Below are 6131 nucleotides of genomic sequence, written 5' to 3' on the forward strand. Positions count from 1 at the left end.
ATAGGGGATTGAAAATGGAAATAGTACTTTATGAGCCTGAAATTCCAGGTAATACAGGAAATATAGCGCGTTTATGCGCCGCCAATCATATGACCTTACATCTCATCAAACCCCTTGGCTTTTCTATTGATGACAAGCACGTAAAACGGGCTGGCCTTGATTACTGGCACTTGGTAGATGTACAGGTACATGAAAATATTCAAGAATTATATGAGAAATATCCTGATCGTAGATATTTCTATGCCACTACTAAAGCAAAGCATACTCATTCTGAGGTGAAATATGAAATCGGTGATATGCTCGTTTTTGGGCCTGAAACAAGAGGGTTGCCTGAAAGTTTATTAGATGGTAAAGAGGATACATGCATTCGTATACCCATGGTAGATGAAGCACGTTCTCTGAACTTATCTAATGCGGTGGCGATTATAGCTTATGAAGGTATGCGTCAACTTGATTATCCAGATCTTAAGGCTGAAGGCAATTGGATTCAATCTAAATAAATAGACTTTCATAATTGAGAAATATATTATACGTATGTGTTAGAAGATCTACCAAATCTATATGACCGGTAGCGATTTTAACGGTGTTGTTTGGAGGAGGATATTATGAACTACGATAAAGCTCATGATTTAGCTCACGCAATGCGTGAATCTGAAGAGTACAAAGAGTTAATGGCTGCTCAGGAAGCAGTGAAAGCAGATGCAGTAGCAACGGGTTTGGTTCGCACATTTATGGCTCAACAAATGCAATGGGAATATGCTAAGTTGTCTGGTGCTCCAGAAGCGGATGAGTTGCAAAAGAAACAAGAGGAATTGATGCCTCAAATTCAAGAAAATGCTGCAGCGGCTGCTTATTTGCAAGCGCAAATGCGTTGGAGCCAGATTTCTAATGATATTTATAAAATCATTAGCGAACCAATCACTGAGGGGATGAAAGTGTTAGATCATGGCGAACAACAACCAAAACATTAAGGTATTACAAACAGCTTTATTAGAAAAATTACCAAGTACGCGTGTACGAGAGCAGGAGCTTCTTTGTCATCATACGACATTCAAAATTGGAGGACCTGCGGACTTATTTATTGAACCTACTACGATGGCAGAACTTAGTTTTACACTTCGTACCATTCACGAATTAGATGTGCCTGTAACTATTATTGGTTGTGGATCTAATATTTTAGTGAAAGACGGAGGTATCCGTGGCGCTGTCGTATCAGTTCGACATATGACCCAAATCATGGATTGTAACGAAAACACATTGTGCATCGGTTCCGGGTATATGTTAAAGGATGCTTCTGAATTTGCTTGGGAGAATAGTTTATCTGGTCTTGAATTTGCCATTGGTATTCCAGGCACACTTGGTGGTGCCGTATTTATGAATGCAGGTGCTTATGATGGGGAAATGAGCCATGTAGTTACTGCAGTGAGAGCCGTAGATTTCCAAGGAAATATTAAAGAGTATGATGGATCTCACTTGGACTTTGCTTATCGTCATAGTGTATTCCACGATAATCATGAAGTTATTGGGGAAGTCATTATGACACTCAAACCAGGCGACAAGGATGCCATCAAGGCACGTATGGATGAGTTAACAGAAAAACGTGAATCAAAGCAACCTTTGGAATATGCCAGTGCAGGTTCAACCTTTAAGCGCCCACCAGGGTACTTTGCAGGTACATTGATTGAACAAACAGGCCTAAAAGGTTTGTCTGTAGGTGATGCGCAAGTATCTCATAAGCATGCTGGCTTCGTAATCAATACAGGTAGTGCAAGTGCGAAGGATGTACTTGACCTGATTAGTGAGGTACAACGTCGTGTGTATGATAGACATGGCGTACACCTTGAGCCCGAAGTACGTATGATTGGTGAAGACTAATATCAACTAAATACTAATATAAGATTTCTTATGTAACGTTACTCTTTTTAGGGATGATGGATTCATAAGAAATCTTTTTTTATGTCCATTATAAGCGTATGATATTTATATAGTTAGTCTATATTTGGGAGGCGATGATATGAATACTTTGTTGGCCCAGGAGATTTATGATAAAGCGCTAGCGTGTGGGTATGACAGTTGTGGTATAGTGCCTCTTGATGCACTTGATTTTTATAAAGAACGGTTGATAAAGCGTTTAGAAGATGTACCTGAAAGTAAAGAGATATATGCGCATAGTAAGGATTTTTTAGCATTAAAAGAAAAGTATCCTTGGGCACAATCCATAGTGGTTTGTACTGAATATTTTGGAGCGTATAAGTTTCCTGCTTCGCTTCAAAAGCGATATGCAAAAGGCTTACTACTATCGTTAGCTAATATCCCTGATGGGGTCGAAGTCAAACAAAGGCGATCTTTTGAAACATGGTTCAATGATAAGAACATCCAATTTATTGGTGGTGAAACAGCAAAGCCTACTGGTGTTGTTCCTTTGCGCCCTGCTTCTGTAGCGGCAGGACTTGGAATTTATAGAAAAAACAATTTCTTTTATGGACCTAAAGGCTCTAATTATGAATTGGTAGCCTATTTAATTGATCAGCCTTGTGAGTATATTCGTCATCTAGAGATACCACCATGTCCAGAGACTTGCAATTTATGTCAGCAAAAGTGTAAAACGAAGTCTCTATCTGCACCTTTTACAATGAATCCATTAACCTGTGTATCTTATATCAATACCTTTGGTGATGGTAAATTGCCAGAAGGTGTGACAGAGGATATGTTGGAAGAGTGGATATTAGGTTGTGATAATTGCCAAGACTGCTGTCCGTTTAATAAAAATTATGATTGGAGTATAGGTAAAGATTATCCTGGGCTTGATGCATTAGAACTTATACTACAGCCAGAATATATTTTGAAAGCCTCTGATGAGGAAATTATAAAAAAGCTGATTCCTAAATTCTGTTTCCATTTAACAGATAAACAAATTCCGTTGTTGCGTAAATCTGCTAAGCGGGCGATAGCGCGTAAATAGGTTTTTGTCCTAAGATGAGTCAAAAGTATAATCGAATGTTGAAATTGCCATGATTAGAATAGGTGTACTATTTTGACTTTTTTCTATAGACTGCGTTATAATTAACTGTTGCCATTTTTGGAAAATATACCTACATAGCTACTTTCACAGAGGCTATGTGATATAGAATATACTGAAAGAATTAAAGGGAGGATCTTATGATTCGCGAAAATCTTCGTAATGTAGCGATTATCGCCCACGTTGACCATGGTAAAACTACTTTGGTGGACGCATTATTAAAACAAAGCCATGTGTTCCGTGAGAATGAAAAGGTAGCAGAACGCGTAATGGACTCCAACGACTTGGAACGTGAACGCGGTATTACTATTTTGTCTAAAAATACTGCTGTTATGCATGATGGCATCAAAATCAACATCGTTGATACTCCAGGCCATGCTGACTTCGGCGGCGAAGTGGAACGCGTACTTAACATGGTTGATGGCGTATTGCTTCTCGTAGATGCTTACGAAGGTCCAATGCCTCAAACTAAATACGTTTTGCGTAAAGCATTAGAGCAAAAATTGAAACCAATCGTAGTTATCAATAAAATCGACCGTCCTGACCAACGTGTTAAAGAGGTTGAGGATGAAGTCCTTGAATTGTTTATGGAGCTTGAAGCTGATGATGATCAACTCGACTTCCCTGTGGTTTACGCATCTGCTCGGTCCGGTGTGTCCAAAACCAACTGGGATGATGAAGCTGTAAACATGGAACCGTTGTTCAAAACATTGATTGATGAGATTCCGGCACCACAAGGTGATATGGAAGGCCCTCTTCAATTCATGGTAACTACACTTGATTACGATAACTTCATTGGTAAAATCGCCGTAGGTCGTATCGTTCGCGGTAAAATGAAAACTAACCAACAAGTGGCAATCATGAACGGTGAAAGCACTCGTAAAGCGAAAATCGGTCGTGTGTACACATACAATGGTTTGAATCGCGTTGAAACTGACGAAGCTGAAATGGGTGATATCATTGCTTTTGCAGGTATCGACGATATTAACATCGGCGAAACAGTAGCGGATGCTGAAAATCCTGAAGCATTACCATCCATCTCCATCGACGAACCAACATTGTCTATGGTGTTTTCCGTAAATAACTCTCCATTCGCAGGCCGCGAAGGTGAATTTGTTACATCCCGTCACTTGCGTGATCGTTTGTTCCGTGAAGTAGAAACTAACGTTTCTATGAAAGTAGAAGAAACTGATTCTGCAGATGCGTTCAAAGTATCTGGTCGTGGTGAATTGCATTTGGCAGTATTGATTGAAACTATGCGTCGTGAAGGCTACGAATTACAAGTAGGTAAACCTCGTGTAATTTTCAAAACTATTAACGACCAATTGTGTGAACCGCTCGAAGCATTGACCATCGACGTACCTCAGGAATTTATGGGTACCGTAATGGAAAATCTCGGTCAACGTAAAGCTGAGTTGACTAATATGGTTGAATTGGCCGGTTATCTTCGTATGGAATTCGTAGTTCCGGCTCGTGGCTTGATCGGTTTCCGTGCACAATTCTTAACAGCTACAAAAGGTAATGGCATCATGAACCATGTATTCCATGGTTATGCACCATATAAAGGTGAAATTCCTTCCCGTACACGTGGTGCTTTGGTAGCATTCGAAAATGGCGAAACTACTCCATATGGTTTGAACTCCGTTCAAGATCGTGGTACATTGTTCGTTGGCCCTAACCAAGACGTGTATGCAGGCCAAGTTATTGGTGAAAATACACGTGAACTTGATATGGATGTTAACCCATGTAAGAAAAAACATGTTACCAACATGCGTTCCAGTTCCTCTGATGAAGCGGTACGCTTGACTCCACCTCGTATCTTCTCCTTGGAACAAGCTCTTGAGTGGATCAACGATGATGAACTTGTTGAAGTGACACCTGAAAGCATTCGTATGCGTAAAACGATTCTTGATCGTAACGCACGTGCGAAAGCAGCAAAGAATAAAAAATAATATCTTATGCAGATATATAAAGGCGCTCCTTAAGGAGCGCCTTTTTTATCTAATCTATAAGTATTTATCTAACATATTCTTACAAGTCATATATTCATGAAAATAGGTGATAATTTTATCATTTATGATTATTGGGTATAAAAATAAGTTAATATACTAAATACGCATAATAACTTGCTGATAGGGGTATTGGTATATACGAAATATTTGTAACGCTGTATAATAATAACAAGTTTATTGAAAAAGTTATTGATTATGGAGGTTCTTATGAATAAGAAAATCTTAGCTTCTTTATTTGCAGTAGGTTTAGCTGCAGGTTGTGTGTGCTCTTCCGTTGATGCGCATGGCGTATTCTTTGCTAACCGCTTAGATGAAAAGGCGCTAGTACTTGGCGAAGGCCCTGTTGATGATGCGTATAGCCCAGAAATGGTAAAAAGCATCATTGGCTTAGATAACAATGGCATGGTAATTCCTGTACAAGTTATTAAACATGAAAAAAATGTAGTAGTTGTACCAAATGATAAATTGGGTATTACAGTAACTGACTTTGACTATGGTTATTGGACAAAAGACAAAGATGGTAAAACTGTTCATAAACCAATCTCTGAAGTACCAGGTGCTCAAAAAAGTACACATGCCATTAAATATGACGTTCACTACTGGAATGCAGAAGCAAAACCTTTCAATAATAAAGATGCTTTCATTCAAATCATTCCATCTGTTAACCCATTAACTCTTAGAAAAGGTGATACATATGAAATCCAAGTCTTGAAAGACGGTAAACCATATGCAAATGCACCTCTTATTAAAGACGTAATTAATGATCTTACTAATGAAAGCCAAGCAGATGCTAATGGTAAAGCAACTGTTACTGTAAGTGCTAATGGCCTTAACGTAGTAGGCGTTGAAGTGGGCTTCCCAACTCAAACTAAAGGTGAGCAAAATAAATACTTCAGTGCATTGTCCTTCATCATCAATCCTGAATAATATAGGATATAACTATTTACTAAGTGTGTGAAATAAACAAGACCTCCTAAGTTGGACTTAGGGGGTCTTTTTATATTGTACGCCGAATAGGCATGACTAAACCCCCAGTTAAACTGGGGGTCAGTAAAAATTCTTAGAGAAAAGGAAAGAACCTCCTAGTGCTAGAATGGAGT

6 protein-coding genes are annotated in these 6131 nt (G+C 38.9%); all 6 read left to right on the top strand.

Annotated elements, in window-relative coordinates; translation table 11 throughout:
- Positions 1-14 precede the first annotated feature (14 nt).
- The 6 genes from trmL to KH286_RS08855 all read left to right on the top strand — a co-directional run bounded on the left by trmL (position 15) and on the right by KH286_RS08855 (position 5958).
- Positions 15-500, top strand: coding sequence for a tRNA (uridine(34)/cytosine(34)/5-carboxymethylaminomethyluridine(34)-2'-O)-methyltransferase TrmL (trmL, locus tag KH286_RS08830; RefSeq protein ID WP_004696651.1), 486 nt, complete (start codon positions 15-17; stop codon positions 498-500).
- A gap of 105 nt (positions 501-605) precedes the next feature.
- Positions 606-971: a YlbF family regulator gene (locus KH286_RS08835; protein WP_008714407.1), complete on the top strand. Its 366-nt coding sequence runs from the start codon at positions 606-608 to the stop codon at positions 969-971.
- Complete coding sequence (gene murB / locus KH286_RS08840; protein ID WP_118091658.1) at positions 946-1875, top strand: UDP-N-acetylmuramate dehydrogenase; 930 nt, start codon at positions 946-948, stop codon at positions 1873-1875. Before KH286_RS08835 ends, murB begins: the two co-directional genes overlap by 26 nt.
- Before the next feature lie 139 nt (positions 1876-2014).
- On the top strand, positions 2015-2962 hold the full coding sequence (locus tag KH286_RS08845; protein ID WP_118091659.1) for an epoxyqueuosine reductase: 948 nt from the start codon (positions 2015-2017) through the stop codon (positions 2960-2962).
- A 197-nt stretch (positions 2963-3159) separates the two neighbouring features.
- Positions 3160-4971, top strand: coding sequence for a translational GTPase TypA (typA, locus tag KH286_RS08850; RefSeq protein WP_004696644.1), 1812 nt, complete (start codon positions 3160-3162; stop codon positions 4969-4971).
- A 267-nt stretch (positions 4972-5238) separates the two neighbouring features.
- A complete protein-coding gene (locus KH286_RS08855; protein WP_004696641.1) occupies positions 5239-5958 on the top strand; it encodes a DUF4198 domain-containing protein in 720 nt (239 codons plus the stop codon).
- Positions 5959-6131 lie beyond the last annotated feature (173 nt).

Origin of the sequence: Veillonella parvula (assembly GCF_018378075.1) — a bacterium.
GTDB classification, from domain to species: domain Bacteria; phylum Bacillota; class Negativicutes; order Veillonellales; family Veillonellaceae; genus Veillonella; species Veillonella parvula_K.